Origin of the sequence: Arthrobacter sp. SD76 (assembly GCF_049726125.1) — a bacterium.
GTDB lineage: Bacteria > Actinomycetota > Actinomycetes > Actinomycetales > Micrococcaceae > Arthrobacter > Arthrobacter nitrophenolicus.
This window is the reverse complement of the sequence record NZ_JBNBLR010000001.1, coordinates 2,989,608-3,013,402: the sequence shown is the minus strand read 5'-3', so window position 1 is coordinate 3,013,402 and position 23,795 is coordinate 2,989,608. Positions and strand designations below refer to the sequence as shown.

Genomic DNA, 23,795 nt, shown 5'->3' with positions numbered 1-23,795 from the left:
GAAACCCCTGAAAGGACCATCATGAAGGCAGCACGTTTCCATGGCCGCGAGGACGTCCGGATCGAGGACATCCCGGAACCTGAGCTCCGGCCAGGGGCGGTGAAGATCGACGTCGCGTGGTGCGGCATCTGCGGCAGCGATTTGCACGAATACCTGGAAGGCCCCATCTTCGTCCCCGCCCCGGGGCGCCCGCACCCGCTCTCCCACGAGGAAGCGCCGGTGACCATGGGGCACGAATTCTCCGGAACTGTGTCAGAAGTCGGCGACGGGGTGGACGGGCTCGCGGTGGGGGACAACGTCGTCGTCGAACCGTACTTTGTGGACGGGACCTGCGACATGTGCCAGGCGGGCAGCTACCACCTGTGCCGGCAGATGGGCTTCATCGGGCTCTCCGGCGGCGGCGGGGGCCTGAGCGAAACGATCGTGGTGGACAAGCGGTGGGTGCACCCGATCGGTGACATCCCGCTCGACGAGGCCGCGCTGATCGAGCCTTTGTCCGTGGCTCACCATGCGGTGGAGCGCAGCGGCGTGAAGGCTGGCGATGTTGCGCTGGTGGGCGGCTCTGGGCCGATCGGGCTGCTGACCGCCGCTGTCCTGAAGGGCCTGGGCGTGACCACGATCGTCAGCGAACTGAGCCAGGCCCGCAAGGAGAAGGCCACGTCCAGCGGGGTGGCGGACCACGTGCTGGACCCCAGCCGGGAGGACGTCCCGGCTCGGGTGCTGGAGCTGACGAACGGAACAGGGGCCGACGTCGCGTTCGAATGCGCCGGCGTGAACGCGGTGCTGGACACCATGCTCGACGCCGTCCGGCCCGGGGGAGTGGTGGTGAACGTGGCCATCTGGGGCGCGCCGGCCACCGTGGACATGCAGAAGCTGGTGCTCAAGGAGATCGACCTGCGCGGCACCATCGCCTACGTCCGGGACCATCCCGCCGTGATCAGGATGGTGCAGGAGGGCAAGGTGGACCTCAAGCCCTTCATCACCGGCCGGATTGCCTTGGAGGACCTGGTGGAGCAGGGCTTCGACACCCTGATCAACCACAAGGACACGGCGGTGAAAGTGCTGGTGCATCCGTAGGGAAGGAATCGGCGGCGGGAGGCAAGACCCGCCGTCGTCAGCCTCCTATTCGGAATGCCTGTCCCCAGACAGACCCTCTTTGAGCCACAGGGTGTCGTCCTCCACCCGGTCCAGGTCATCCGCCGCAAAGTAGGCGTGGCCCGTCAGCAGGCCGGGCCGGTCGACTTCCACATAACCGACCCGCAGCAGCCTCTCAGCGGTATGGTGGGGCAGCTTTGACGTCGCGGCAAAAGCGGCAATCCCGGTGTTGACGAGGCCGCCGGTTTCCGGGTCGGTCTGCCCTTCCGCGGTGACGGCTTCCGGATCACCCATTTTCAGGTCTTTGACCTTGCCGACCTTTTTCCCATCAGACGCCACGACGTGCATTCCTTCACGCACCTGTTCGATGACCTCCATGGCTTCTCCTTCAGCCGCAACCAATGGGGTTAACAGCCAGTGTAGGACTGCCGGGTCACCAGTAACAGGGGCGCGACGACGGCGGGCGGCGAGTGCCGCCGTCGGCCTTTCCCTTCCTTCGGCGGGGAGCGCCGTTGTAGGGTCGGGGCGTGATTGTGCCCGATATTTCCCAGGACGCGGTGGCGGTGGCGGATCACTACGACGCGCTCGATCCCGTGTACCGCCGGGTGTGGGGGGACCATGTCCATCACGGGCTGTGGGCGACCGGCCGCGAGACGCCGGGCGAGGCCGTCGAGGCGCTGGCGGACACTGTTGGCGACCGGCTGCGCCTGGTCCGCGGCCAGGCGTGCGTGGACATCGGCTGCGGCTACGGCGCCACCGCCCGACGGCTCGCGGCGGCACGCAGGGTCAGCGTCACCGGCTTCACGCTGTCCGCCGAGCAGGCCCGCTACGCCGCCGCGCATCCGGTACCGGACGTGGAGATCCATGTCCGCGACTGGCTGGTCAACGGCCTCGCAGACGCCTCAGTTGATGCGGCCTGGGCGATCGAATCCAGTGAGCACATGGTGGACAAGCCCAGGTTCTTCGCCGAGGCGCACCGCGTGCTCACGCCCGGCGGCCGCCTGGTTGTCTGCGCATGGCTGGCCGAAACTGGCGCCCGCGGCTGGAAGGTCCGCCACCTGCTGGAGCCGATCTGCCGCGAAGGGCGGCTGCCGTCCATGGGCACCCGCGAGGAGTATGAGGCGATGGCAACGGCGGCGGGCTTCACGGTCACCGGCTACGAAGACGTCAGCCACCGCGTGGCCCGCACCTGGTGGATCTGTGCCGGCCGGCTGCTGAAGGCTTTGCTCGTCGACGGCGGGACCCGCCGCGTGGCCCTCGGGGCACGCCACCGCGGCGCCGTCCTGAGCATTCCCCGCATGATCCTGGCCTACCGCACCGGCGCGATGCGCTACGGGATCTTCACGCTGCAGAAGGCCGGGGATTAGCAGCACCCGGCGGACGGGTTAGCCGCCGCCCGGGGTGATCGTATGGAGCCCCACTTGAGTTGCTGCCCTGACGAGCTCCTTGTCGAAGGCGACGAGGGTCTGCGTTTCAAGTCTGATCGCAGCGGCGAGGTGGATCGCGTCTGCGCTGCGCAGTTTACCCGGGAGTGCGGCGGCGTAGAGGAGGTCCGAACGCGTCAGGTCCACGAGGTTGATTGCGTCCAGCACAGCGTTGACCAGTTCCGGCGGCAGTCCCCGGCGGTTGGCGGTGCAGTGCAGTTGCGTGTGGAGAAGCATCGAGGCTACAAGCCGGTCACCCCTCTGTCCGGCCAACGAGAGGAACTCCGCGGTGGGACCGGACTCCGGTTCCTCGACCACTAGCTTCAAGGCGGCCGAGGTGTCCACATAAACGATCACCGGTCGCCGCGAAGGTCGTCGATCATCTCGGCCGTTTCGACGTCAGAGGCGACGCGCCGGAGCAACCGGAAGTCGACGGGGCTTTCGGATGCCTGCCGCACGCTGCCGGACCTCAGCAGGCGCTCGAAAGGTGAGGCTGCAGGCGGGATGAGGGTGGCGGCAACTTCACCATTGTTCGTGACGTCGATGGTTTCCCCGTTCTTGACCCGTTCCAGGATCTTGCTGCTTTGGTTTCGCAGTTCGCGGTGGGGATTGTTGCCATGGCATACCTCCGTAGCAATCGTAGCATTCGGACGTTGCGGGGCTGGAGGGGTTCTTACACGCGGAGCAGGTGTGCCACGGCCCAGTCCCAGCTGACCAGCTCCTGCTCCAGACGGACCTTCGTCCCGTAGGCGTCATTGCGGAGTGCTTCATACAGCGCAGCTTCGGCGGGCGTTAGCCGGGCCAGCGCTGCCCGTGCCGGGGCTGGCTTCGTACCCCAAACCTCCTTGTGGGCCAGCAGCGTCTCCTCGTCCATCAGCACACTCTCAACATGCGGATGTACCGCCCGGAGCTGGTCCAGGATCCGGAAACCGTGGGTGTCGATGTCGCCCCAGTAGTGGACACGGCACTCCCGCAGCCAGGCCGTGTCCCGCAAGGACGAAAAACCGTAACCGCCGCCGTACAGCGCCAGCGTCCCGGGGCGGTCGGGAAGCGCCAGGAAATTCACCTGGTTCTCGGTGGCGATCACAGTGTCCGCCGGGAGGCGCAAGGTGCTGAAAGCTTCGGCCGTCACGGTGATGTCCCGGGCGCCGCCCAACAGGTCAGCGTCCGGATCCAAAAGCCGGAACCGCACCAGCTCCGGCGGGTGCAGGAATCCGTGGCGCCGGGCAAAGCGTGCGGCAGGGGTGCGGCCGGCGCCGTCACCCAGCGGCACCTCCCGTCCCGCAGCTTCGGGGTCATCCTCGCCGGCCTCCGTATCCGTCGTGCCGTCAACGCGTCCGACGGCGGCCAGCATCTGGTCGATGACCTGCCGGTTCCGCTCCACGAACTTCGTGTGCACGCCGGGCAGACCCAGCTGCCGGACGTAGATTCCCGGCTCCGGGTTGTCGCCCAGCCACAGCGCCACCCGCGCGGCCGCCAGCGCGTCCGGTCCCAGTTCCAGCAGCTTCAGGGGCCGCCGCAACGCCCACTCAACAAGCCGCGGATCCAGCTGGCCGAGGCCGCCGGCGAGCCCACGAAAGGCCGCCGCCTCCCGCGTCTTCCCAACAAACGCGATCTCGTCCTCCACCGAGGCGAACACCGCGGCCGCGGGAACCTGGTTGGTTCCGACGGTCCGCCGTCCCACCTCCGCCGTCTCCAGCGCATAGGCACCCGCTCCGGCAGAAAGCCCAGCCGCCCAGGCACGGACCGCCGCGTAGTCGCTTAGCAGTTCCGCCGCCGTCGGACGCTTCAACGGCCGGCGCCGCGGGTAAGCGCCGGACGGCTCCAAAAGCTCCCGCAACAAGGCCCCGCTGTTCCACGCCTTCAGCGACAGCGCCCGCAGCCCTGCCAGCGACGTCCACGGGTTACCCGCCACGCCGGTCCTTCTCCTCGCGGTACTCCTGGATGGTCATGTTGCGCAGCTGGGAATCGTCGCCGCTGGTGTTGGCCACGAAGCCCACGTGCGAGACGAACGGCTCGATCACGTGGATTTTCTGCAGCGGGGTAACGATCAGCAGCTGCAGCTGCATCCGCTGGAACAGCTCCAGCCCGTACCGCGCCGACTCGTCCGAGCCCCGCCCGAACGCCTCGTCAATCACCACGAACCGGAAACTCCGCCCGCTGCCGGCGTTCCTGCCGGCGCCCTTTCCGGACCCAGCCCGAACTGGAACGCCAGCGCCGCCGCAAGGATGGTGTACGCCAGCTTCTCCTTCTGCCCGCCGGACTTGCCGCCGGAGTCCGTGAAATGCTCGTACTCCTCGCCGGTCTCGGTCCACTTTTCCGAGGCGGAGAACGTGAACCAGTTCCGCACGTCCGTGACCTTCGCCGTCCACCGCTCATCCAGCGTGGTCAGTCCGTCCCGCCCCCGGAAGCGCTCGATCAGCCGCTCCACCTGCAGGTACTTCTGCTCGGAGTACTGGTCCTCGTCGCCGATGGTCCCCTCCGAGCACGCCCGCAGGTCGCTGCCGAACTCCCGCACGTCCTGTCCGACGTTGCCTGGTGCTCCAGCTGGATGTGCCGGCCCTTGTTGTAGGGAATGCCCGCCAGGGACTGGTTGATTTCGCCGATCCGGTTCATGATGTCCTGCCGCCGGCTGTCCAGGAACGCGTTGAACGCGACGACCTCGTGGATGGTGTTCTGGTTCAGCGATTCCTTGAACCGGGCCTCGAAGCGCGGCAGGTCGTTGCTTTCCAGCTGTTCGAGCAGCCGGTTGTAGTCGGGCACGGCCTCCAGTGAGGCGTCGATGTCCGTGGTCTCGGTCGGGTACTTGTTGCGGAAGTCCGCCATCTGCCGGATGGTGCTTTCGGCTGCCCGGGCGATCCGTTTGGCCAGCGCGTCGATGGTGTCCGTCAGGCCGGACCGCACCGTGCTTTCCACGGTCCCCGTGTTCCGGTACGTGAGCGGCTTGCCGCCGAGCGCGGCCTGGGTGAGGCGTCCGACGGCGGCCAGCACCACGGCGTCGTCCGTCACCGGCGTTTCTGCCAGGACAGCCCGGCATTCCTCAATGGCCTCCGCGATGTCCCTGGCATCCTTCTCGTTGGCGCCGAGCCGCTGCTGCAGCTTTACCGCCTTGTCTTCCAGCCGGCCCAGTTCCTCCGTGACCTGCGCCTGCTTGGCCATCAGCTGCTGCAGGACGTCGCTGGCGGACTCGAGTTCCCGCTTCTCGGCCTTGAGGTCCTCGATCCGGCGGGCGGTGAGCTGCCAGCCGATCTCGGCGAAGTCCCGGACCGAGCCGACGATGCCCAGCTGCCGGTTCTTCCGCCCCAGCGTGCCGAGCTGGTCGTTGACCTTGCCGAGCTCGGTGGCCAGCACCTTCAGGCGGCCCTGCACCTCATCCTGTTCGGCGCGGAAGCGGGCCATCTTGTCGTGGTTGTCCCAGCCCAGCACGTAGTTGCGCCGGTCCGCCAGGTCCTTGCGGTCGTCCTTCTCGTGCCTGCCGCGCCCGCCCTTGAGCTGGCCGTTGGCCGTCAAGGCCTTGGGGTAGCGGCGGAAGTCCGCCATGTTCTCACAGCAGAAGTAGTCGAAACGGGCGCTGAGCTCGTCCTGCAGGAAGTCGCGAAAGGGCGTGCCCTGCTTGATGGCGATCTTGGCCGCCAGCGTTCCCGGTTCCGCGGCCCTGGGCGTGTACGATTCCCCGACCCGCAGGTACACCAGGCGGCCCCGCAGGTTGTTGGAGTCCACCCAGCTGCTGACGGCGGCGCAGTGCTCCGCCGGTACCAGGAGGGAGAGGGCGAAACCGTGCAGCGTGCGCTCCGCGGCGCCCTCCCACGCCGCCTCCCCGTCACGGACCCGCAGCAGCTCGCCAACATACGGCAGCTCGGCGTCCTTGATCCCGGTTCCTTCGCAGAGCCTGCGGCGGATGTCCAGCTGGGGGAGCGGGATCAGGTTCCGCCTGGCCTGGAGGCTGGTGAGCTCGGCGGCAATATCAGCGGCCTGGCTGGTCAGCACGGTCCGCGTCATGGTCAGCTCGGTGCGCCGGTCCTGCAGGTTGTCCGAGCCCCTGGCGAGATCCTGCTCCACCCCGGCAAGCCGGGCCTTGTTGGCATCAAACAGCACGCGGTCTTCCGGTGGCTGCAGGCCCAGGTTCGCCGCGGCGGCGGAGTACGTTTCGAACCGCTGCCGCTGTGCCGCGGATTCCGCGGCGAGCCGGGACAGGTCAGCGTCAATCGCCGCCAGCCGGCCGCCGCCGTTGGTCCGGATGTCTTCCTCCACACCGGCCAAGTCCCGGCGCAGCTGCTTGATCTCATCTTTGAGCCGGGCGGCGTCCTCTTCCAGGCGCGTTCCCGTCCGTTCCAGCTCGGCCTGGTGTTCCAGGCTCAGCTGCAGCTTCTGGTCCGTGAACCACGGGTGCAGCTGGTCGCGCTGCTTCCGGGCCAGCCCGTCCTCGGCGGTCATCTTGGCGTGCTGCGCGGCTCCCTCCTTGACGGGCGACAGCAGGGAGATCTGGTCCTTGGCGCGCAGCACAGCGTCGTGGGCCTTCTTCAGGTCGTCGAAGTGGTGGATCAAGTTGGTGATCCGGGCGGCAACATCGTCCTCCTCCAACATGTTGCTGCGCACGAACGACGTGATGTTTTCCACCTGTTTCATGGACACGGTCCGGTGGAACAGCTCCATGGCCTGGTTTCCGCTGATGCCGAACTGCCGTTTGAATGCGGCCGCGTAGGGCTCGAAAGTATCCCGGACGTCAACACCCGCGGCCCGAAGCTTCTTCTTCAGTTTCAGCGGATCCTGGCCGAAGTTGCTGAAGTCGGCCGTGATGGACTGCTCCGCCTCCGCGAGCGAGTAGAACCGGCTGGGCTGCCCGGCCTCCTGCGTCGCCCACAGCGTGATGCCCAATGTGACCCATTTGCCCAGCACGGCGTTATGGAAGACGCCGAGCACCACCGTCAACTGGCCCGTCCCGCGCAGCGCCACCGGCCGGGAGTACTCGCCGCCGGTGCTGCGGGCGCTCTTGTGGAAGCCCCGGACGTAGGACATCAGGGAGCGTTCCTTCTTCTGCGCACCTGCGGCCTTGTTGTACTCGATCTTGTGCGCCGGCAGCAGCAGCGTGGTGATCGCGTCCACCACCGTGGACTTCCCGGAGCCGATATCGCCGGTGAGCAGGCTGTTGGCCCCGTCCAGCCGGAACGTGCGCACCCCCCTGGTGGAACGTGCCCCAGTTGAGCAGCTCCAGGCGGTGCAGCCGGAAGCCCGGGGGAGTGCCGCCGTCGGCCGCTGTATCGTCCAGGCTGAACAGACTCTCCTGCAGGTCCGCTCCCAGGTCCGCCGTCACTTTTCCTCCCCTGCCAGCGATGCGCGGTAGTCGGCCAGCCGGGCGTCGAACTCCTCAAGCCACTGCGCGTCCACGTACGCCTTCAGGATCCGCGCCACCTCGTACGTGTCCGCTTGGCCCTTGAGCCTGCGCAGGAAGCCGAGCTCCACCACCTTCTTGATGTCGGTGCCCAGCCGGTCCAGCACCTTGGCCTCGTTGCTCGTTTCAGGCAGGAACACCGAGACCATGTCCGCGATCTCCTGCTCCGTCATGATGAGCCGGACTTCGCTGCTGTTGGTGTCGAACTCCAGCATGCGGCCGCGGAGCAGCGCCAGCAGCAGGCTGACGTTGAACGTGAGCGTGCGGCGGGCGATCAGCCGGGGGAGCGTGCCGTCCGGGTCCTCGCGGGACCGCAGGAACGCGTAGCCCTCGGATTCGTCCAGGATCAGGTCCAGGCCCAGCACGGAGACATAGTCGCGGACGTGCGGGGTCAGGCCGAGCAGGGACTGCCAGATCTTCTCGTCGTTCTCCGCGTACAGCACGCCCTTGAACAGCCTGGTGACGACGGCGGGAAGCTCCTCCGGCGTGCGGGTCTCGGTGTCGCTGGGGTTCATGCCGGCCTTCCGAAAATGATCTGCTCGATGGTGGCTTCACGGAGCGTGCCGTCCGGCAGTTGCCACGACAGCTGCTGTGATTGGTCCGGGTTGATGGTGGCCCAGTCCGATTCCGTGGCCAGCTGATAGTACGCCACCACCTCCGCCAGGCCCTGGGAAAGCGGATAGGCGGTGGTGACGTCGGCGAGCGTGGCCTGCTCCGTATCGGCCAGGACCGCGTCGATGTTGCCGCGCAGCCGCTCCTTGTCCACGAAGAACTGGCTGAACAGGGCACCCGCGTCCACATCCAGGTCATCGGCGGCCAGGACGGCGTCGTCCACCATCACCTTCCGGCTCGGCTCGTACAGGGGCCGCTCGAACGGCAGCACCACGTCCACGGACGGCGCGTCGATCTCCATGAAGATGCCCGACGGCGGCGCCTCCCGGGTGCCCAGCGCGCCGGACTCCACGCGGCGGACCAGTTGCATGATGCGTTTGTTCTCGAGGAATACCTTGTCGTCCAGGAGCCGGCGCATCTGCTGGGAGAGCTGCCGGACGGTGGCCTGGGTCTGTTCGACGGCGGGCAGCCAGTCCTGGTGCAGGCTGGCCACCGCGTGCAGGCTGTCCGCCTGGGCGAGCGTCTCGATCTGGGTGGCTCTCTGGAGCAGGTCCTGCAGTTCGGTGCGCAGCTGCGGGGACATGAGGTAGTCCCAGAAGCCCTGGAACGTGCGGCCCTGGAGGGAGCTGCTGATGTCCTGCTGGTTGTTGAAGATGGACTCCAGCAGCTCGCCCTGCGTCCCGTCCCAGGTGGCGATCTGTTCGCGCACCTGCCGGTCCAGCTTGCGGAAGTTCTGCTCCACCTCGCGGAAATCGGACAGCAGGTCCTTGGCCAATGTGGTGAGCTGCTGGAGGTGGTCCAGCGCTTCGGGACCGGTCATCACCCGGATGTTGCCGTCGCGGATCCGCTGCATCTCGGCGTCGATCCCGTCCCGCTGGCGCTGCAGCTCGGCGAGCCGGACCTCGGGGTCGGTTTCCGACTGCTGAACCAGCTGCTTCAGCACGGCGAAGATACTGGTAAGCCGTGACTGGGTGGCCACGAAGTCGCGGCCCCGCAGGTTCTCTACCCAGCGGACCACGTCCTCGGCCGCGGCTGTCAGGTCGTAGTGCGGCTCGTCTTCGCCCGGAACGTAGTACTTCCGCAGCCAGGCCCGCTCCGGCGCGGCCCAGTCATCCAGGTAGTCGCCGGCCGCCCGCGGAAACCTGTCCTCCCCCTCGCTGTCGCGCAGATCAAAGAGGACATCGTCCAGGACGTCCACGAGCTGCTGCCGGCCCAGGTTGCGCTGGTTGGGCCCGGTGAATGCGGCGATAAAGAAGGTCAGGGCCAGCGGTGCGTTCTGCGCGCGGAGGAGCGACCAGCCTGCATGGTTTTCACGCAGGGAGTTGATGGCGTAGAAGTCCATGCATGTCCCGGGTCATATATAGGGCGCGATCAGGTAGACGGCATCTTGCACCTAACTCTAGGCGACCGCTGTGACATTCTGCCAAGCAACGGGGGGCGCTCCGCGCGTAAAGGGCCCACACCAGGATCGGGGCGTTTCCCCCTATCCCGCCGGTGCCCGGGCGGGGAAGATGGGCCTATGAAAAAACTTGTGCTGGCTGGCTTCGCCGCTGTTGTCATGGTTACTGGCACCCTCCTTGGTGCCGTCGTCCCGGCCCACGCCGCGCCTGATCCTTCGATCACGGCGGGGCAGATCCTCGTGAAGTTCCGCGACGGCGCTGCTGCCGCGGGCGTGCTGCGCCAGCACGGCCTGGGGAGGGTCCCGGCGTCGGCAGCACCGGCGCACACCTCATCACGGTGCCGGCAGGGAAGGAACTGCAGCTCATCGACGCCCTGGGCCGGAACCCGGTTGTTGAGTACGCCGAGCCGGACTACGTGGTTGCTGCGGCATCGGAGGACACCTTCTTCGGCCGGCAGTATGCGCTGCAGAATGATGGCCAGGACATTGTCAATAACCATGACACCGCTACGTCCACCAAACCGGCACCAATAAAAATCGATGGGGGCACGCCGGACGCTGACGTGGACGCCGTCGAGGCCTGGGCCATCACTTCGGGAACCGGAGTTAGGGTTGCCGTCCTTGATTCCGGCGTTGACCTGGATCATGAGGACATTTCGTCGAAGGTCATTTTACGCGCGAACTTCAGTGGCTCTAACAACAACGACGACAAATACGGTCACGGCACCCATGTGGCCGGTATCGTCGCCGCCACCGCCAACAACAACAAAGGCGTTGCCGGGGTTTGCCCGGGCTGCACCATCCTGGCGGGCAAGGTTCTCAGCGACAACGGGATCGGGACAAGCTCAGGCCTGGCAAACGGCATTAACTGGGCAGCCAGCAACGGCGCAAAGGTCATCAATATGAGCCTGGCGGTTCGCGCGTCCCGCACCCTTGAAGCCGCCGTCAACAACGCCTGGAACAAGGGCGTGGTGCTGGTTGCCGCAGCAGGGAACGGCGGCGGCCAGACCAAGATGTATCCGGGGGCATACCCGAACGTCATCGCAGTGGGAGCCACCGACAACAGTGACGCAAAGGCTTCCTTCTCAACATTTGGCGCCAGTTGGGTGGACATTGCCGCCCCCGGAGTCGCCGTCTTCTCGACCTTCCCGAACCACGAGTCCGCCTTGGCAGGGACAGGCAAGAAGCGGTCCCTGAATTACGACATCGGTGACGGCACATCGATGGCCTCGCCGATTGTCGCTGCCACCGTTGCCCTGACTTGGAGTGCCAACCCCGGTGCGAGCAATTCGGTAGTACGCGCCAAGGTAGAGTCCAGTACCGACCCCGCTGGCGACATTGGTGACTGGGCACATGGCCGGGTGAACGCGTACAACGCCGTCACATCGCCTTAGGACTGGATGTCGGACGCCCTCGTCGCCGCCCACCTCGCGGCACTCCGCGGCGACCGGTCCGATGTCCTCTGCACCTGCTCCACTCTTCCTCGCCGAGGAGGCGTCGGAAGCTGGAGCCGACATCACGTTCGAGGTCAGCGTTGCTGAAGGGGCTGGGACGCGTTCATGGCAGGCGATGCGCCCAATCCGTTGTTGAACGGCCGGGGCCTATAGTCCAGGTGCCCGCCGGGCGGTTTACACACGCCCGGCGGCCCCGATCAAGACAGGCCGGCTGTCACTTGCGGTGCTCGGCCACGGCCTGTGCTTTGGCGTTGGCTTCGCGGATCTGGTCGGTCATGTCGGTATAGAACTCGTCCTGCGGATCCTTGATGCCCCAGCCCCGGCCGAGGTTTTCGATGTAGCCGCACCAGTGCCAACCGATGATCCATGGCTCGGCCACAACCCTCGCCAGCCCGTTTGCGTAGTCCGCGCCGCGTTCGGCATGTGTGCTCATGTCACTGGTTCGGTGGGGGTTCATGTCCGTGGGTACCCAGTTGCCGATGTCAGCGATGACTACAGGCTTGCCGGTCAGGTCGTGCCAGCGGCGAAGGTCATCAATCATCGACTTGTATTCCTCGTCCGACTTCCCGGTGAAGTACTGGACGGAGAGCACGTCCACGAAGGGAACCATCGCACGCAGGGCCGCTTCCGGGATTCCCTTATTGCCGTTGTAGCGGTCGCCGAGGATCAGGTGGTTAGGGTCATACCGGCGGATGGCCTCGGTAATGGTTTTGTAGTACTGGGTGGCGACGTCGAAGAGCTTTTGGTCGTGTTCTTCCTGGCTGAGCCCCTCGAATCCGGGCCAAAACCTGCCGGCTGCGTGGGGCAGCCAGGCCGGGATGTCCACGAGAAAGTAGCCGATCAGGTTTCGGCTGTTCTTGTGGTCGGAGACCATCCGTCGAGCAATCCAGTCCGCGTACTTCTGGAAGTCCTCCCCGAAGACGTCCCGGAAGGCGGGGTGTCCGTTCCAGTCCTCGATCTCCTGCACGCGGATTTGCACGACGTAGGGCATACCTGCGTCCAGCAGGTGTTGATCGGGCCAAGGCAGGGAGTGGCCGAGATCAACGGGGTCCCCGAACCAGTCCAACGCCTCGCCCCAGCCGCCGCTGATGTACTGGGAGGTCCAGCCGATGGTGTTGAAGTTAAGGTCCTTGAGGTCACGGACGACGCCCTTTGTCCAGGACTCACGGGAGCCATACTTGCGCTCGAAGATTTCCACGTTGTGCGGGTAGCGCAGGTCAGTGTCGTCGAGGTGGTTGAGGGCAAGGGAGAGGAAGGGTTTGCCCTCGGGGTCGACGAAGCTCCACGCTCCGTCGTTGTTCCGGGCGACCCGGAAGAAACCAGTGTTCTCTGTTTCAATTGCTGACATGTGAATCGCTCCTTTGCGGGTTCTGCTATTTCTTACTGAGGGACACTGCGGCAATGATGATGGCGCCCTTGATGATCTGCTGCACCGAGGAATCGACGCCCATGAGGACCAAGCCATTGTTCATCATGCCGATGATCAGGGATCCCGCAAGGGCTCCGATGACAGTTCCCCTGCCGCCGAAGAGGCTGACACCGCCCAGGATGACTGCGGCGATGACGTCCAGTTCGAGGCCGACGCCGACGTCGGGGCGGGCCGCGTGGGCGATGCCGGTGAACAGGAGCGACGCCAGACCGACGAGGGCGCCCGTGATGACGAATGACAGAATCACGGTGCGGTGGGTCTTGACGCCGGTGAAGCGTGCCGCTTGGGGATTACCGCCGGTGGCGAAGACCCGGAGCCCGAAGACGCTCTTGTGCAGGAGCAGGAAGCCAAGCGCAACAATCACGATGGTCCAGACCACGGCGATGGGAACGCCGAGGATGTTGCTGTCGCCGAAGATGCTGAAGTACGGACGGTTGGCGATGATCACCGGGCGGGTGTCCGTGATAAGCAATGCGATACCACGTGCGACGCCGAGCATGCCCAGGGTGACCAGGAAGCTGGGGATTCCGAGCTTGACGGTCAGCAAACCATTGACGAACCCGAACAGGACACCGACGGAGATGGCTGCTAGAGCACCGAGCACCCAGAAGTTCGAGATGTGCTGGAGTGCCAAGGCGGAAGCCATTCCGGAGAGCGCGAATACGCTGCCGACGGAGAGGTCGATCTGAGCGTTGACAATGACGAGGGTGACGCCGACGGCGATGATGGACACGATCGCCGTTTGTCTGCCCACGTTGGCAAAGTTCTGCACGCTGAAGAAGACGGGCGAGGCAATGGAGAAGAAGAGCACCAGGCCCACGAGCGCGATGTACACGAAGTATTCGCGGATGAAGTCGAGGGGGGACCGGCTGCCCCATTGCGGCCGGGTCAGGCTAAAGCTGTTGGTGATCGCGCTCATGGCTCTCACGAACCCTTTCATTGAGTCTCGAATAAATGTACTGATCTGTCATGTCCGGCGTGACCTTTTCCGGCTCGCTCATGGACGTGGATGTCATGAAGTAGATTTCGTCGCACAGCTCCTGCAGCTCGACGAAGTCGGAGGAGGCGACGATGATCGCCGCTCCCTCTTCCGCGAACCTGTGGATGACCCGGTAGATCTCCTGCCGAGCGCGAACATCCACGCCCTGAGTCGGTTCGTCGAGAAGTAAGAGGTGCATGCCAGGCTGAAGCCATTTGGCGAAGACGACTTTCTGCTGGTTGCCGCCGGACAATGTCTGGACGGGGCTGTCGATCGAGTTCGTCTTCACCTGCAGTGTCTCCACGAGTCCGCTGATCAGTGACCGTGCAGCCCTGTTATCGACGAGGCCGCCCTTGCGCAGTGACTTGTAGTGTGCCAGGGCGAGGTTTCGCTGGATCGAGTGCTGCATCACGAGGCCCGAACGGTGCCGGTCCTCGGGGACGAGTGCGACTCCTGCGCTGAGCGCCTGCCAAGGGTGCTTGAAACTGACTGTCCGACCGTTGAGCCTGATTTCCCCGGCAGTGCTGCGGCGCATCCCGCCGATCGTTTCCAACAGCTCGGTGCGGCCGGTACCGATTAGACCTGCGATGCCAACAATCCGCCCGGCCTCAGCAGTAAAGCTGATGTCCGAGAAGCGGTCCCCGGCGAGCTCGGTGACCTCGAGCTTCGGCCCGCCGGAGGAGCTGGCCAGCAGCTCGGGGTGCGCGAACCGGTCAAACGCCTCCTTTGGAGGCCCTGGTTCCTGGGGTTCAGCGCCCGTGATCTCGCGGACCAACGAGCTCATCTCCAAATCGGCCACGTCAGCGGTCAGCACCTTCCTGCCGTCGCGGATGATCGTAACCCGGTCCGCCAGCTCAAAGACCTCGGTAAGCCTATGGGTAACGTAGATGATGCCCACGCCTGACTTCTGGATGTCGCGGATGCTGTTGAACAGCAGCAGCTGGTCTGCTTTGGTCAGCGTCGAGGTCGGCTCGTCCAGCACCAGGACCCGGGCGTCTCGATGGACGGCCTTGGCGATCTCGACAAGCTGGCGGGAAGCAACCGAGAGGTTCTCGACCAATTCCCCGGGCGGCAGGTGCAAACCCAGCGAGTCGATGAGTTCCTTGGCGACGGCGTTCATCTTCTTCTTCTGCACCATCCCGAAGGCGTTTCGCAGTTCGTTGCCGAGGAAGATGTTCTGTGCCACCGAGAGTGTTGGGACCAGGCTGAGCTCCTGGAAAACCGTCGCGATGTCTGATTGGACGCGTTCGCGCCCGTCCACCTCCACAACTCCTTCATCCTGGGGCTGGACGCCATCGAGGATCTTTATCAATGTAGACTTCCCGGCGCCGTTGGGCCCCAGCAGTGCGTGGACCTCGCCGGGACGCAGATCGAAGTCGACGTCCTTCAGCGCATAGACTCCGCTGAAAGCCTTGCTGACACCAAGGGCGTGGAGCAGCGGCTTACTGTTGCCCTGCCCCGCTCCGCTGGCTTCCGCCGCGTCCGTCGGGGTTCTTATGCCTGTGTCATTAATTGCTGTTTGCTTGCTGATGTTGGCCATGTCACTTACCTCCGCAGAGTCCCGAGGTCTCGCATGCGTCGAGGACTTCCTGGGCGGTTCGGAATGGAAGATCTCCTCGTACTTCTCCAGAAGGTTCCCCGGTGTCACTGCGACGGCCGGGAGGGCGACCCACGCGGGGACCTTGTTGCCGATCAGAGCGTGTGCGGCTGCCAGGCCCTCCGCGACTCCCTGGTTGTAGGGCTCCTGGGCACCAATAGCCTTGATGTAGCCGCCGCTGGCCATCTCCACGGCGACCTCTGTGCCCAGATCGATGGTCGTGATCGGGACATTGACTCCGGCGTTTCGGAGGGCGGCGACGGACTGCATAGCGGGTGAATCCCAGATAACAAAGAGCCCGTTAACGTCAGGGTTTGCCGTCATGAAATTGGCTGCGGCCGGCCCGACGGCGTTGGTGTCCGTGAAGCCGACTTCCTTGATTTTCACATCTGGGCGGTTCTCCTTGAACCATTCCTTAACGCGCTCGGTGCGCTGGTTCGTGGTGTAGAAATCAACTGCGAAGTCCACGATGCCGGCGGTACCGTTCTCCGGGATGAACTCCGACAGGGCTGCAGCGGCAATCTGGCCGTTGCCCTGGTTGTCCGGAGCGATCACTGCCTGGTAGTCGGAAGGGTATGAGAGTCCGGAGGCAGGCATGTGGATGAACACGAGCTTGATGCCGGCATCCGCGACTTTCTTGTAGGTCTGTGCGGTGGCTACGTCATCAGTGGGGATGCTGATGATCAGGTCCGGCTTCTTGGTGATCAGGTTTTCCAGGTCTGCAATCTGCTGCTGGACTTTGAACTTCGCATCCGTAACTCCGACAACCTCTACGCCGAGTTCGTCGAGGGTCTTTTGAATGCCTTCGATGGTCAGGCGGGACCAATCGATGTCCATGGTGTTCATGGAGATGCCGACAGAGAACTTGCCCTCAGCCACCTTCTTCTTGTCTTCATCGCTGAGCTTGAGGGCGTCCGCAAGGGCGGGTTCCTCCCCGTTCTTTCCCTTGCCCACGATTCCCGCGGGGGAGATCGAGGCGGCGTCGACTGCGTTGGCGCTCTGGGATGTTCCGCTGCTGCCGGCGTCGCTGGAACATCCGGTCAGCGAGATAGCGATCGCGGTAAGCAGCCCGGCCGCGGCGGAAAACGTCTTTCTGCGTGTCATGACAGTGGTCCTTCTGATGGCCAGGGAATCCGGCTGGCGGACTTCAACCTGAGGAATGAAAAGTGGTTGTGGGAATATTGCCGGCGGTTTGTCGGATGCCCCCGATCGGTCCCCGGGATGTGCGCGGGGCAGCCGGACAGCTGCCCCGCGCAGTGTGTTTCCGCTACTCCTTGAAGAACTGCAGATAGGCCTCTGCGAGAGCCTCCGGATCCTCTTCTGCCAGCTGGTGACCCCAGGGCAGGATGACGCCCCTTACGTCCTCAGCAACTTCGCGCATCTGCCGCTCGTTGTCCGCCCCGATGAAGTACTCGCTTCCCACGGCCAGGACGGGCATGGTGAGTTTGGTCTTTGCCGCCTCATGGTTCTGCTCGGCATCCTCGAGTGTGGCTCGGTAGATAGCGAACATGCTCCGCAGCCCACCCGGCGAGGAATAGCAGCGGACGTACTCATCCAAGGCGTCAGGGGTGATCGCCTGCGGGTTGTGCGTCTCATGCTTGATGAAGTAGTTGAAATACTCCCGTTCCTTGCCGGTGATCAGCAGTTCCGGGAAGTCCGGCACGTTGTAGAAGTTGATGTGCCAGAGCCATACATAGGTGCTGACGTTCTCCTTTGTCAGGAATGAGTAGTCTTCCAGTCCGAAACCGGGAAGGATCATCTCCTGGTAGACGAGTTTCTTCACCCGCTCGGGATACTGAGCGGCGACCTGGTAGGCCGTGGAGGCTCCCCAGTCTTCACCGACGAGGTAGAAGGTCTCGTAGCCCAAGTGCGTGGCCAGCTGGGCTATGTCCTCGGCCATGTTCTTCATGTCGAAGCCGCCCTGGGGGTGTTCTGAATCGCCCAGGCCCCGTAGATCCGGTGCGATGACGGTGTAGTACGGGGTGAGCAGCGGGATGACCCGGCGCCAGTGGTAGGAGGTCTTCGGCACGCCATGCAGCAGGAACAGGGGCTCACCCTCTCCGGCGATGGAGTAGTGCAGCCTGACTCCGTTGACGAATGCGCGTCCGTGCTTAGCAGGTACGCCGTTGTGGTCCTGGATGATTTCCATGAATTGCAGCTCCTTTTTCTATTGGTATTTATGGGTTTGGCAGGCGGGGCTTACGCGCAGCCCTCGGTTGACTTGCAGGCCTCGGTCAGCTGGCTGGGGGATCCTGGTGGTATACCTGCTTCCACGCGTCCAGGAGGTTATTCTGCAGAACGGGCACGGCCGGGAAAGCAAGCCAATTGGGAGCAGTGCCACCCAACAGGACCTTTACCGCCATGTCGGCCTCGGCGAGGCCCTGGTCGTAAGGGACCTGGGCGCTGAGGGCCTTAATGTTCCCTCCGGTCGCGAGGTCGGCCGCTACGTCGGAGGCAATGTTGACCGCTGTTATCGGCATCGTCTTGCCCTGCGCCCGCAGCGCCTGGTCAATTCCCACTGCCGGGACTTCCCACTCGGTGAACATTCCCTGGACGTCGGGGTTCGCGGTGAGGAAATTGCCGGCATCCTTACCGGAGTTGGCCGGATCCAGGAACTCGGCAACCTTGATCTTGATGTCGGGGCGGTTATCCTTCATCCAGTCGACGAAACCCTTCATGCGTTCCTTCGTCACGAAGAAGTCCACACCGAAGTCAAGCACGCCCACCGTGCCGCCTTCGGGGATGTACTTGGCCAGCGCCTCAGCGCAGACGGCGCCGTTGCCCTGGTTGTCCGAAGAGACCATGCCCTGGTAGTCCTTGGGGTACTCCAGCCCCGAGGGCACGTTATCCATCATGATGAGTTTGATGCCGGCAGCACCGATCTTGCGATACGCTTCGGCCGTCGCTGTGTCATCCACCGGGATGCTGATGATCGCGTCCGGCTTCAGCTGGATCATATTCTCGATGCTGGACACCTGCTTCTGGACGTCGAAGTTGGGATCGGCAACCCCTACGACCTCGGCGTCGTATTTCTTGAGCCGCTCGGTGATGCCCCGGACCTGCTCGGTGGACCACTCGATGTTCATGGTCTGCATGACGATGCCGACCCGAAACTTCTTCTGCTTGGCTTGGTTGACTTCCTCTTCAGTGAGCTTGATGTCGTCGAGGGTCCCGACTTAACGCCCTTCGGACCGAGGCCGACGATGGCCTCGGCACCAGGTCTGCTGCCTTTACCTGGGCAAGCGGATTCTCGGCGCCAGCGGGTGCACCTCCTGTGTCCGAAGCGCAGCCTGCCAGTAGCGAAGCCATTGTCGCAAGGGCAATGACCCCAGCTGTTGCGGACTTTCTCATTCTCGTTTCCCTTCAGTTGGTCGACGGTGACCCCGATGGCGCCCTTTTTGGGCATGACATTTCTCGGTGTGTGGCGTTGGTGCTGCTATTGGGTAATTGAGGAGCGACGGTTCAGGCGAGTGCCGTCGCGAGGGCAGGGGGCAGCGGCGACAGGACGAGGCCTCCCGCGGCCGATGCTGCGCGGATGGCGGCAGCCTTGTCTGAGGCCTTCAGGAACATTTCCGCGTGGTGTCTGACCAGGAAGAGGCCCAGGGAGCAAGGTCCATAGTGGGCTTGAACCCACTGGACTGCCTGTCCCGCCATTGCCCAAGGTCCCTCCGCGGCTCAACGGCACCGCTGTCCACGGTCGTGATCGACGCGGGCGAACCTTAGGAGTCAACAGAGACGACCAGGCTTGCCCACAGGACGCCGGCCTCGAAGACGCCGACGACCGCTGTGGAGTGTAGGGGGATGAAGCGCAGGATGCCGAGCGTGACGTCATCGCCCGTGCAGCCCGTCTCCGTGAGCAGTTCTTGGACGTGCGCCCCTCTGCGTCCGGGTTGCGTAGTTCGACGTAGGGACGGAGCGCCAGGATCTGCAGGATGTTCTCAACCATTTCGCGCTCCTTCCTCTTCGTCGAGTTTTTCCGTGATCGTTTACGGTCTAACCATCGTGAACGTTTACGGTCGACGTGTCAAGGGTCACACAAGAAGAATTATCGGAAGTTTGCGAAGCTAACTGCGCTGGGTAACTGCGGGGGCGGAGCTCATCCGGACAACGAGCGTCGGCGGGCTTGGGGTGCGGTCCACCTCGCGGCCGCCTATTGCGCCCAGGAGGACTTCGATGCTGGCGTCCGCGAGAGCGGTGAAATCCTGTCGGACGGTCGTCAGTGGGGGCAGGAAGTAGTCGGATCCCTCAATGTCGTCGAAGCCGACGATGCTGACGTCCTCAGGTACGCGCACACCTTTTTCAGCAAAGGCCCGGATCACCCCCAAAGCAGTGTGATCGCTGGCGGCAACTATGGCTTGGGGAATGTTGCCCTCCTCAACCAGTCGCAAGCCTGTCTCGTAGGCCCACTTGGGGCTCCAGTCTCCCTCAAGGCACAGTCCGGGGAGCAGTCCCGCATCTCGTAGCGCGGCTTCCCATCCCTGCTTGCGGACGCGCCCATCAAACCAGTCCATGGAGCCTGCGAGATGGGCGATGTCGGTGTGACCCAGTTCGATAAGATGCTCAGTCGCCAAGCGTGCCCCCAGCTCCTGGTTTTCGAAGTACGTGAAGACGTTGGGTGTCGATGTGGCCCCCGCGGCGATCATCTCGACCGGAACCCGGACCGAGGCGCTCCAGACTGCCGAGGCCATTGATACGATCGGCGCGATGACGATGATTCCGTCCACGCCGATATCGTCCAACGTGTCCAGGGCCTTTTGCACGGAGTCCCCGTAAGGCGCCTCGACTGTCACGACGGTGGTGGAGTAACCCTTCTTTCGGGCCGTGTTTTCGAGGGCCATCAGCGTGCCCACTGGTCCGAAGCGCGGGGAGCCGTCAGTGAGAATGCCAATGGACGTCGATCGGCTGGTCACCAAGGTGGTAGCTGCACGGTTGCGGCGATACCCGATGTCCTTTATGACTTGCCGGACCCGTTCACGGGTTGCAGCATTGACGTCCGGAGCATTGTTAAGGACCCGCGATACGGTCCCGTAGGAGACGCCCGCGATCCGTGCAACATCGGTGATGTTCGGCTTGCGGGGCGACGATGATCTAGGCGGTCTTGCCTCGGCGTCTTGTTGCCTCACTACTCCTGCCACGGACCCTCTCCACTCTATCCATCGATCCTCAAGGGAAGCCTGGCTGCGTGGTCAAGCCTACAGACTCACGAAGTGCAAGCTGCGACAATTTGGCATACGAGCCATAGGAATGAGCACAAACCTCGCTCGGCGCTCGCCTCCGGTGTGCCGGCACCAGTCTTATGAGGTGCCGGGAAGGCGGCGGCGGCATTTGACCCATTGCCCGGGCCGCCTTGCGCGGTGCATAGCAAGATGAGCCCGGGACGCACTAATGCTGCTGCGGCACAGTGCTGCCATGGGCGCCAGCGCGGATGGAGCTGTCGCGCACCACAAGGGTCGGCGGGATCGGCGTGCGGTCGACCTCCCGTCCCTCCATGGCCCCGAGGAGCACCTCGGTGCTCATGAGCGCCAATGCCGTGAAGTCCTGGCGCACGGTGGTCAGGGGAGGCAGGAAATAGTCTGACCCTTCAATGTCATCGAACCCGACGATGCTGACATCGTCCGGAACCCGGATGCCGTTCTCGGCGAAAGCGCGGATCAGCCCGAGCGCGGTGTGGTCGCTCGCGGCGAAAATTGCCTGCGGAACCCTTCCCTCGCGTACCAGCCGGAGACCCGTCTCGTAGGCCCACTTGGGGCTCCAATCACCTTCGATGCACAGCCCCGGCTCGAGTCCTGCATCCCGCAGCGCCGCTTCCCAGCCGCGCTTGCGGACCCGGCCATCGAACCAGTCCATGGAACCGGCAATGTGCGCGATGTCGGTATGACCCAGGTCTATGAGGTGCTGGGTGGCGAGCCTCGCTCCCAGCTCCTGGTTCTCGGAGTAGGTGAAGACGTTGGGAGTTGACGAGGCTCCGGCGGCAATCATTTCCACCGGTACGCGGCACGTGGCATTCCAGACGGCTGCTGCCATGTCCACCATTGGGGCAATGACGATGATTCCGCCCACGCCGGTATCGTCCAAGGTGTCGAGCGCTGCCTGAGCCGACTCTTCGTAAGGCTTTTCGACGCTGATGACGGTTGTGGCGTAACCCTTCTTGCGGGCAACGTTCTCGAGGGCCATCAGCGTCCCCACCGGGCCGAACCGGGGCGAGCCGTCGGACAGTATGCCGATGGACGTGGACTTGCTGGTGACCAGCGCCGTGGCTGCCCGGTTCCGCCGGTAGCCGATGTCCTTGATGATCTGAAGAACGCGTTCGCGGGTTGCGGCGCTGACATCAGGAGCGCCGTTGAGGACCCGCGAGACCGTGCCGAAGGAAACCCCGGCCATACTTGCTACGTCGTTGATGGTGGGCTTCCGGCGCCGCGGTGGGGCATCCGGCAGCTTCTCGTTTGCCTCAGGTGGAACAGTCACGCCTGCCACACTCTCTCCTGTCTTGCACCTCACGCCCGCAACCTCGAGGTTCCGTGCCTTTTGATCTTACGTCGGCCCGGACGTCACCGCCCGCTGGAATAGCCCAAGATGTGATGCTTGACACCGTTCTCCGTGAACGTTTACGATAGTGGCCGTAAACGTTCACGGTAAATTCGTAAACGCTAACGGAGCAACATTTCAATGACGAAAGGAGCGGGATGTCCCACCGCATCGCCCACGCACTCGCGCTCGATCCGGCTGCCCGGCTTCGGGATGTCGACCAGGCCCAGTGGGACCATCTCGAAGTGCTCCTGGAGGATGCGGCGCCCGGCGAGCTTGGAGCCGCTGTCAATGCGTTTGTGGCTGCCGGCACCTCGGCGGTCGTCGGAATCTTCGATGACGATCTTCTGTGGGCGAGCCTGGTCGTCTCAGTCGACAACTCGGGCAAACCCGTGTCAGTGTCCACCGTTCGCGGCCCGGCCGCCGAACCGGGCAGTGACATGGCGAAAGCGGCCAATGAGGCAGTGAAGTGGGTTCAAACCCACCACGGGCCGTGTTCCCTGGGCTTCTTCGTCGACAGAGCCCATGCAGAGGAGCTCCTGAAAGCTTCAGACAAGGCCGCTGCAATCCGCACAGCCTCGGCCTCCGGCCGACTCGTGCTTTCCCGGTTCCGGCCGCCCTGGCCATTGCCCTCGCCTGATCCATCCCAGGCATCCACCCCTACCCATCCACCCAAAGCACTGGAGAACAATGATGATCCGCAGGCTTCCCATTGTGGCCCTTGCCGCAGTCCTGTCACTTTCCGTCGCTTCCTGCAGCAGTTCGACAACAGGCACGTCTAACGCTCCCGACGCCGGCGTGTCCGAGAAGGCCCAGCAGGCCCTTGAGGAGATCAGGGGACAGGTCCTGAGCAAGGGACCCAACGGCGAGACGCCCTCCCCGGCGTCCGCAGCAGAGCTGACTCCCGAAGAGATCGAGAAGGTCAAGGCACTAAACGCAAAGGCCGCCGTCGTGATGCATTACGGCGGCAACGACTGGGCTACCGCCCAGGTCAACGGACTTAAGAGCGAGTTCGAAAAACTCGGCATCAAGGTCATCGCCACAACCGACGCGAACTTCAAGCCGGACAAGCAGGTTTCGGATATCGAAACTGTCATGACGCAGGACCCTGACATCATCGTCTCCATCCCCACGGATCCTGTGGCCACGGCCTCCGCCTACAAGAAGGTCGCGGAAGCCGGCACGAAACTCGTCTTCATGGACAACGTTCCCCAGGGGCTGACCGCCGGGCAGGACTACGTGTCTGTTGTTTCCGCTGACAACTTCGGGAACGGCGTGGTTTCTGCCCACCAGATGGCCAAGGCGCTCGGCGGCAAGGGGAAGATCGGGCTTGTCTTCCACCAGGCCGACTTCTTCGTGACCAAGCAGCGCTATGAGGGCTTCAAGGAAACGATCACGAAGGAATACCCGGAGATCCAGGTCGTCGAGGAGAAGGGCATTGCCGGTCCGGATTTCGCCGGCGACGCCCAGGCTGCCGCCAACGCAATGCTGAGCAAGTACCCTGACCTGTCCGGCATCTGGGCGGTGTGGGATGTTCCCGCAGAAGGCGTGATGGCAGCAGCACGCGCCGCCGGCCGGCAGGACCTGAAGATCGCCACCGAGGACCTCGGCAAGAACGTCGCGATTGCCCTCGCAAAGGATGAACTCGTCGTCGGCCTGGGAGCACAGGTTCCGTTCGACCAGGGTGTCACCGAAGCCCGGCTGGCTGCAGGGGCGCTCATCGGCAAGGAAGCGCCCGCTTATGTGGCGCTGAGTGCACTCCCGGTTGACCACTCCAACGTCCTGGAAGCCTGGAAGCAGGTCTACCACGAGGACGCCCCCAAGGATATCCAGGACTCCTACAAGCAGTAGCCAAAACCGGCGGTGCGGGGGCCCACCCCCGCACCGCGCCG

At 64.2% G+C, this 23,795-nt stretch carries 22 protein-coding genes and 1 pseudogene; 5 read left to right on the top strand and 18 right to left on the bottom strand.

All coding sequences use genetic code 11. From position 1 onward, the window contains the following. Nucleotides 1–21: 21 nt before the first annotated feature. Complete coding sequence (locus ACPEE0_RS14570) at nucleotides 22–1,077, top strand: 2,3-butanediol dehydrogenase (RefSeq protein WP_424575282.1); 1,056 nt, start codon at nucleotides 22–24, stop codon at nucleotides 1,075–1,077. Nucleotides 1,078–1,122: 45 nt separating this feature from the next. Here ACPEE0_RS14570 and ACPEE0_RS14565 read toward each other — a convergent pair whose 3' ends face one another. Then, nucleotides 1,123–1,473 (bottom strand): hypothetical protein, encoded by a 351-nt coding sequence (locus tag ACPEE0_RS14565; RefSeq protein WP_424574730.1) that lies wholly within the window; start codon nucleotides 1,471–1,473, stop codon nucleotides 1,123–1,125. Nucleotides 1,474–1,622: 149 nt separating this feature from the next. On the opposite strand from ACPEE0_RS14565, the gene ACPEE0_RS14560 reads away from it, so the two are divergent. Next, nucleotides 1,623–2,462: a class I SAM-dependent methyltransferase gene (locus ACPEE0_RS14560; RefSeq protein ID WP_424574729.1), complete on the top strand. Its 840-nt coding sequence runs from the start codon at nucleotides 1,623–1,625 to the stop codon at nucleotides 2,460–2,462. Nucleotides 2,463–2,480: 18 nt separating this feature from the next. Here ACPEE0_RS14560 and ACPEE0_RS14555 read toward each other — a convergent pair whose 3' ends face one another. From ACPEE0_RS14555 to ACPEE0_RS14515, 9 genes and pseudogenes are all read right to left on the bottom strand, one after another. Further along, nucleotides 2,481–2,876, bottom strand: a complete 396-nt coding sequence (locus tag ACPEE0_RS14555; RefSeq protein ID WP_424574728.1) for a type II toxin-antitoxin system VapC family toxin — start codon at nucleotides 2,874–2,876, stop codon at nucleotides 2,481–2,483. 155 nt (nucleotides 2,877–3,031) lie between these two features. After that, nucleotides 3,032–3,115 (bottom strand): annotated as a pseudogene (locus tag ACPEE0_RS14550) (prevent-host-death protein antitoxin of TAS system); the annotation flags it as partial. Between the two features lie 77 nt (nucleotides 3,116–3,192). Then, nucleotides 3,193–4,434, bottom strand: a complete 1,242-nt coding sequence (locus ACPEE0_RS14545; protein ID WP_424574727.1) for a Wadjet anti-phage system protein JetD domain-containing protein — start codon at nucleotides 4,432–4,434, stop codon at nucleotides 3,193–3,195. Further along, nucleotides 4,424–4,660, bottom strand: coding sequence for a hypothetical protein (locus ACPEE0_RS14540; RefSeq protein WP_424574726.1), 237 nt, complete (start codon nucleotides 4,658–4,660; stop codon nucleotides 4,424–4,426). Before ACPEE0_RS14540 ends, ACPEE0_RS14545 begins: the two co-directional genes overlap by 11 nt. After that, nucleotides 4,654–5,037 (bottom strand): SbcC/MukB-like Walker B domain-containing protein, encoded by a 384-nt coding sequence (locus tag ACPEE0_RS14535; protein WP_424574725.1) that lies wholly within the window; start codon nucleotides 5,035–5,037, stop codon nucleotides 4,654–4,656. Before ACPEE0_RS14535 ends, ACPEE0_RS14540 begins: the two co-directional genes overlap by 7 nt. Continuing rightward, nucleotides 4,938–7,694, bottom strand: coding sequence for an ATP-binding protein (locus ACPEE0_RS14530; RefSeq protein WP_424574724.1), 2,757 nt, complete (start codon nucleotides 7,692–7,694; stop codon nucleotides 4,938–4,940). The genes ACPEE0_RS14535 and ACPEE0_RS14530 overlap by 100 nt, the downstream gene beginning before the upstream one ends. A gap of 132 nt (nucleotides 7,695–7,826) precedes the next feature. Continuing rightward, nucleotides 7,827–8,423, bottom strand: a complete 597-nt coding sequence (locus ACPEE0_RS14525) for a DUF4194 domain-containing protein (protein ID WP_424574723.1) — start codon at nucleotides 8,421–8,423, stop codon at nucleotides 7,827–7,829. Continuing rightward, nucleotides 8,420–9,862, bottom strand: coding sequence for a DUF3375 domain-containing protein (locus ACPEE0_RS14520; protein WP_424574722.1), 1,443 nt, complete (start codon nucleotides 9,860–9,862; stop codon nucleotides 8,420–8,422). The genes ACPEE0_RS14525 and ACPEE0_RS14520 overlap by 4 nt, the downstream gene beginning before the upstream one ends. A gap of 141 nt (nucleotides 9,863–10,003) precedes the next feature. Then, nucleotides 10,004–10,207, bottom strand: a complete 204-nt coding sequence (locus tag ACPEE0_RS14515; RefSeq protein WP_424574721.1) for a hypothetical protein — start codon at nucleotides 10,205–10,207, stop codon at nucleotides 10,004–10,006. A gap of 50 nt (nucleotides 10,208–10,257) precedes the next feature. On the opposite strand from ACPEE0_RS14515, the gene ACPEE0_RS14510 reads away from it, so the two are divergent. Beyond that, nucleotides 10,258–11,313 carry a S8 family serine peptidase gene (locus ACPEE0_RS14510; protein ID WP_424574720.1) on the top strand — a complete coding sequence of 352 codons (1,056 nt, stop codon included), beginning with the start codon at nucleotides 10,258–10,260 and terminating at the stop codon, nucleotides 11,311–11,313. A 274-nt stretch (nucleotides 11,314–11,587) separates the two neighbouring features. Here ACPEE0_RS14510 and ACPEE0_RS14505 read toward each other — a convergent pair whose 3' ends face one another. The 8 genes from ACPEE0_RS14505 to ACPEE0_RS14470 form a co-directional block, all read right to left on the bottom strand. Further along, nucleotides 11,588–12,721 (bottom strand): agarase, encoded by a 1,134-nt coding sequence (locus ACPEE0_RS14505; RefSeq protein WP_424574719.1) that lies wholly within the window; start codon nucleotides 12,719–12,721, stop codon nucleotides 11,588–11,590. 25 nt (nucleotides 12,722–12,746) lie between these two features. Continuing rightward, entirely contained in the window at nucleotides 12,747–13,721 is a 975-nt protein-coding gene (locus tag ACPEE0_RS14500) for an ABC transporter permease (RefSeq protein ID WP_133351275.1), read from the bottom strand. Further along, nucleotides 13,696–16,482 (bottom strand): ATP-binding cassette domain-containing protein, encoded by a 2,787-nt coding sequence (locus tag ACPEE0_RS14495; protein WP_424574718.1) that lies wholly within the window; start codon nucleotides 16,480–16,482, stop codon nucleotides 13,696–13,698. The genes ACPEE0_RS14500 and ACPEE0_RS14495 overlap by 26 nt, the downstream gene beginning before the upstream one ends. Before the next feature lie 163 nt (nucleotides 16,483–16,645). Beyond that, nucleotides 16,646–17,527: an alpha/beta fold hydrolase gene (locus tag ACPEE0_RS14490; RefSeq protein WP_133351269.1), complete on the bottom strand. Its 882-nt coding sequence runs from the start codon at nucleotides 17,525–17,527 to the stop codon at nucleotides 16,646–16,648. 85 nt (nucleotides 17,528–17,612) lie between these two features. After that, the gene (locus tag ACPEE0_RS14485; protein WP_424574717.1) at nucleotides 17,613–18,473 is read right to left on the bottom strand and encodes a substrate-binding domain-containing protein; all 861 of its coding nucleotides are present in this window, start codon (nucleotides 18,471–18,473) and stop codon (nucleotides 17,613–17,615) included. A gap of 367 nt (nucleotides 18,474–18,840) precedes the next feature. Further along, nucleotides 18,841–19,032, bottom strand: a complete 192-nt coding sequence (locus ACPEE0_RS14480) for a hypothetical protein (RefSeq protein ID WP_240685113.1) — start codon at nucleotides 19,030–19,032, stop codon at nucleotides 18,841–18,843. A gap of 410 nt (nucleotides 19,033–19,442) precedes the next feature. Then, entirely contained in the window at nucleotides 19,443–20,501 is a 1,059-nt protein-coding gene (locus tag ACPEE0_RS14475) for a LacI family DNA-binding transcriptional regulator (RefSeq protein WP_424574716.1), read from the bottom strand. A gap of 259 nt (nucleotides 20,502–20,760) precedes the next feature. Further along, entirely contained in the window at nucleotides 20,761–21,852 is a 1,092-nt protein-coding gene (locus ACPEE0_RS14470) for a LacI family DNA-binding transcriptional regulator (protein ID WP_424574715.1), read from the bottom strand. 209 nt (nucleotides 21,853–22,061) lie between these two features. Here ACPEE0_RS14470 and ACPEE0_RS14465 point away from each other — a divergent pair, with 209 nt between their 5' ends. After that, nucleotides 22,062–22,685: a hypothetical protein gene (locus tag ACPEE0_RS14465; RefSeq protein ID WP_424574714.1), complete on the top strand. Its 624-nt coding sequence runs from the start codon at nucleotides 22,062–22,064 to the stop codon at nucleotides 22,683–22,685. Beyond that, on the top strand, nucleotides 22,618–23,754 hold the full coding sequence (locus ACPEE0_RS14460; RefSeq protein WP_424574713.1) for a substrate-binding domain-containing protein: 1,137 nt from the start codon (nucleotides 22,618–22,620) through the stop codon (nucleotides 23,752–23,754). The genes ACPEE0_RS14465 and ACPEE0_RS14460 overlap by 68 nt, the downstream gene beginning before the upstream one ends. Nucleotides 23,755–23,795: the final 41 nt, after the last annotated feature.

Coding starts and splice junctions, on each gene's coding strand:
- ACPEE0_RS14570 (WP_424575282.1), top strand. CDS start 22: ATGAAGGCAGCACGTTTCCATGGCCGCGAGGACGTCCGGATCGAGGAC.
- ACPEE0_RS14565 (WP_424574730.1), bottom strand. CDS start 1,473: ATGGAGGTCATCGAACAGGTGCGTGAAGGAATGCACGTCGTGGCGTCT.
- ACPEE0_RS14465 (WP_424574714.1), top strand. CDS start 22,062: ATGTCCCACCGCATCGCCCACGCACTCGCGCTCGATCCGGCTGCCCGG.
- ACPEE0_RS14500 (WP_133351275.1), bottom strand. CDS start 13,721: ATGAGCGCGATCACCAACAGCTTTAGCCTGACCCGGCCGCAATGGGGC.
- ACPEE0_RS14505 (WP_424574719.1), bottom strand. CDS start 12,721: ATGTCAGCAATTGAAACAGAGAACACTGGTTTCTTCCGGGTCGCCCGG.
- ACPEE0_RS14490 (WP_133351269.1), bottom strand. CDS start 17,527: ATGGAAATCATCCAGGACCACAACGGCGTACCTGCTAAGCACGGACGC.
- ACPEE0_RS14480 (WP_240685113.1), bottom strand. CDS start 19,032: ATGGCGGGACAGGCAGTCCAGTGGGTTCAAGCCCACTATGGACCTTGC.
- ACPEE0_RS14525 (WP_424574723.1), bottom strand. CDS start 8,423: ATGAACCCCAGCGACACCGAGACCCGCACGCCGGAGGAGCTTCCCGCC.
- ACPEE0_RS14485 (WP_424574717.1), bottom strand. CDS start 18,473: ATGCAGACCATGAACATCGAGTGGTCCACCGAGCAGGTCCGGGGCATC.
- ACPEE0_RS14495 (WP_424574718.1), bottom strand. CDS start 16,482: ATGACACGCAGAAAGACGTTTTCCGCCGCGGCCGGGCTGCTTACCGCG.
- ACPEE0_RS14520 (WP_424574722.1), bottom strand. CDS start 9,862: ATGGACTTCTACGCCATCAACTCCCTGCGTGAAAACCATGCAGGCTGG.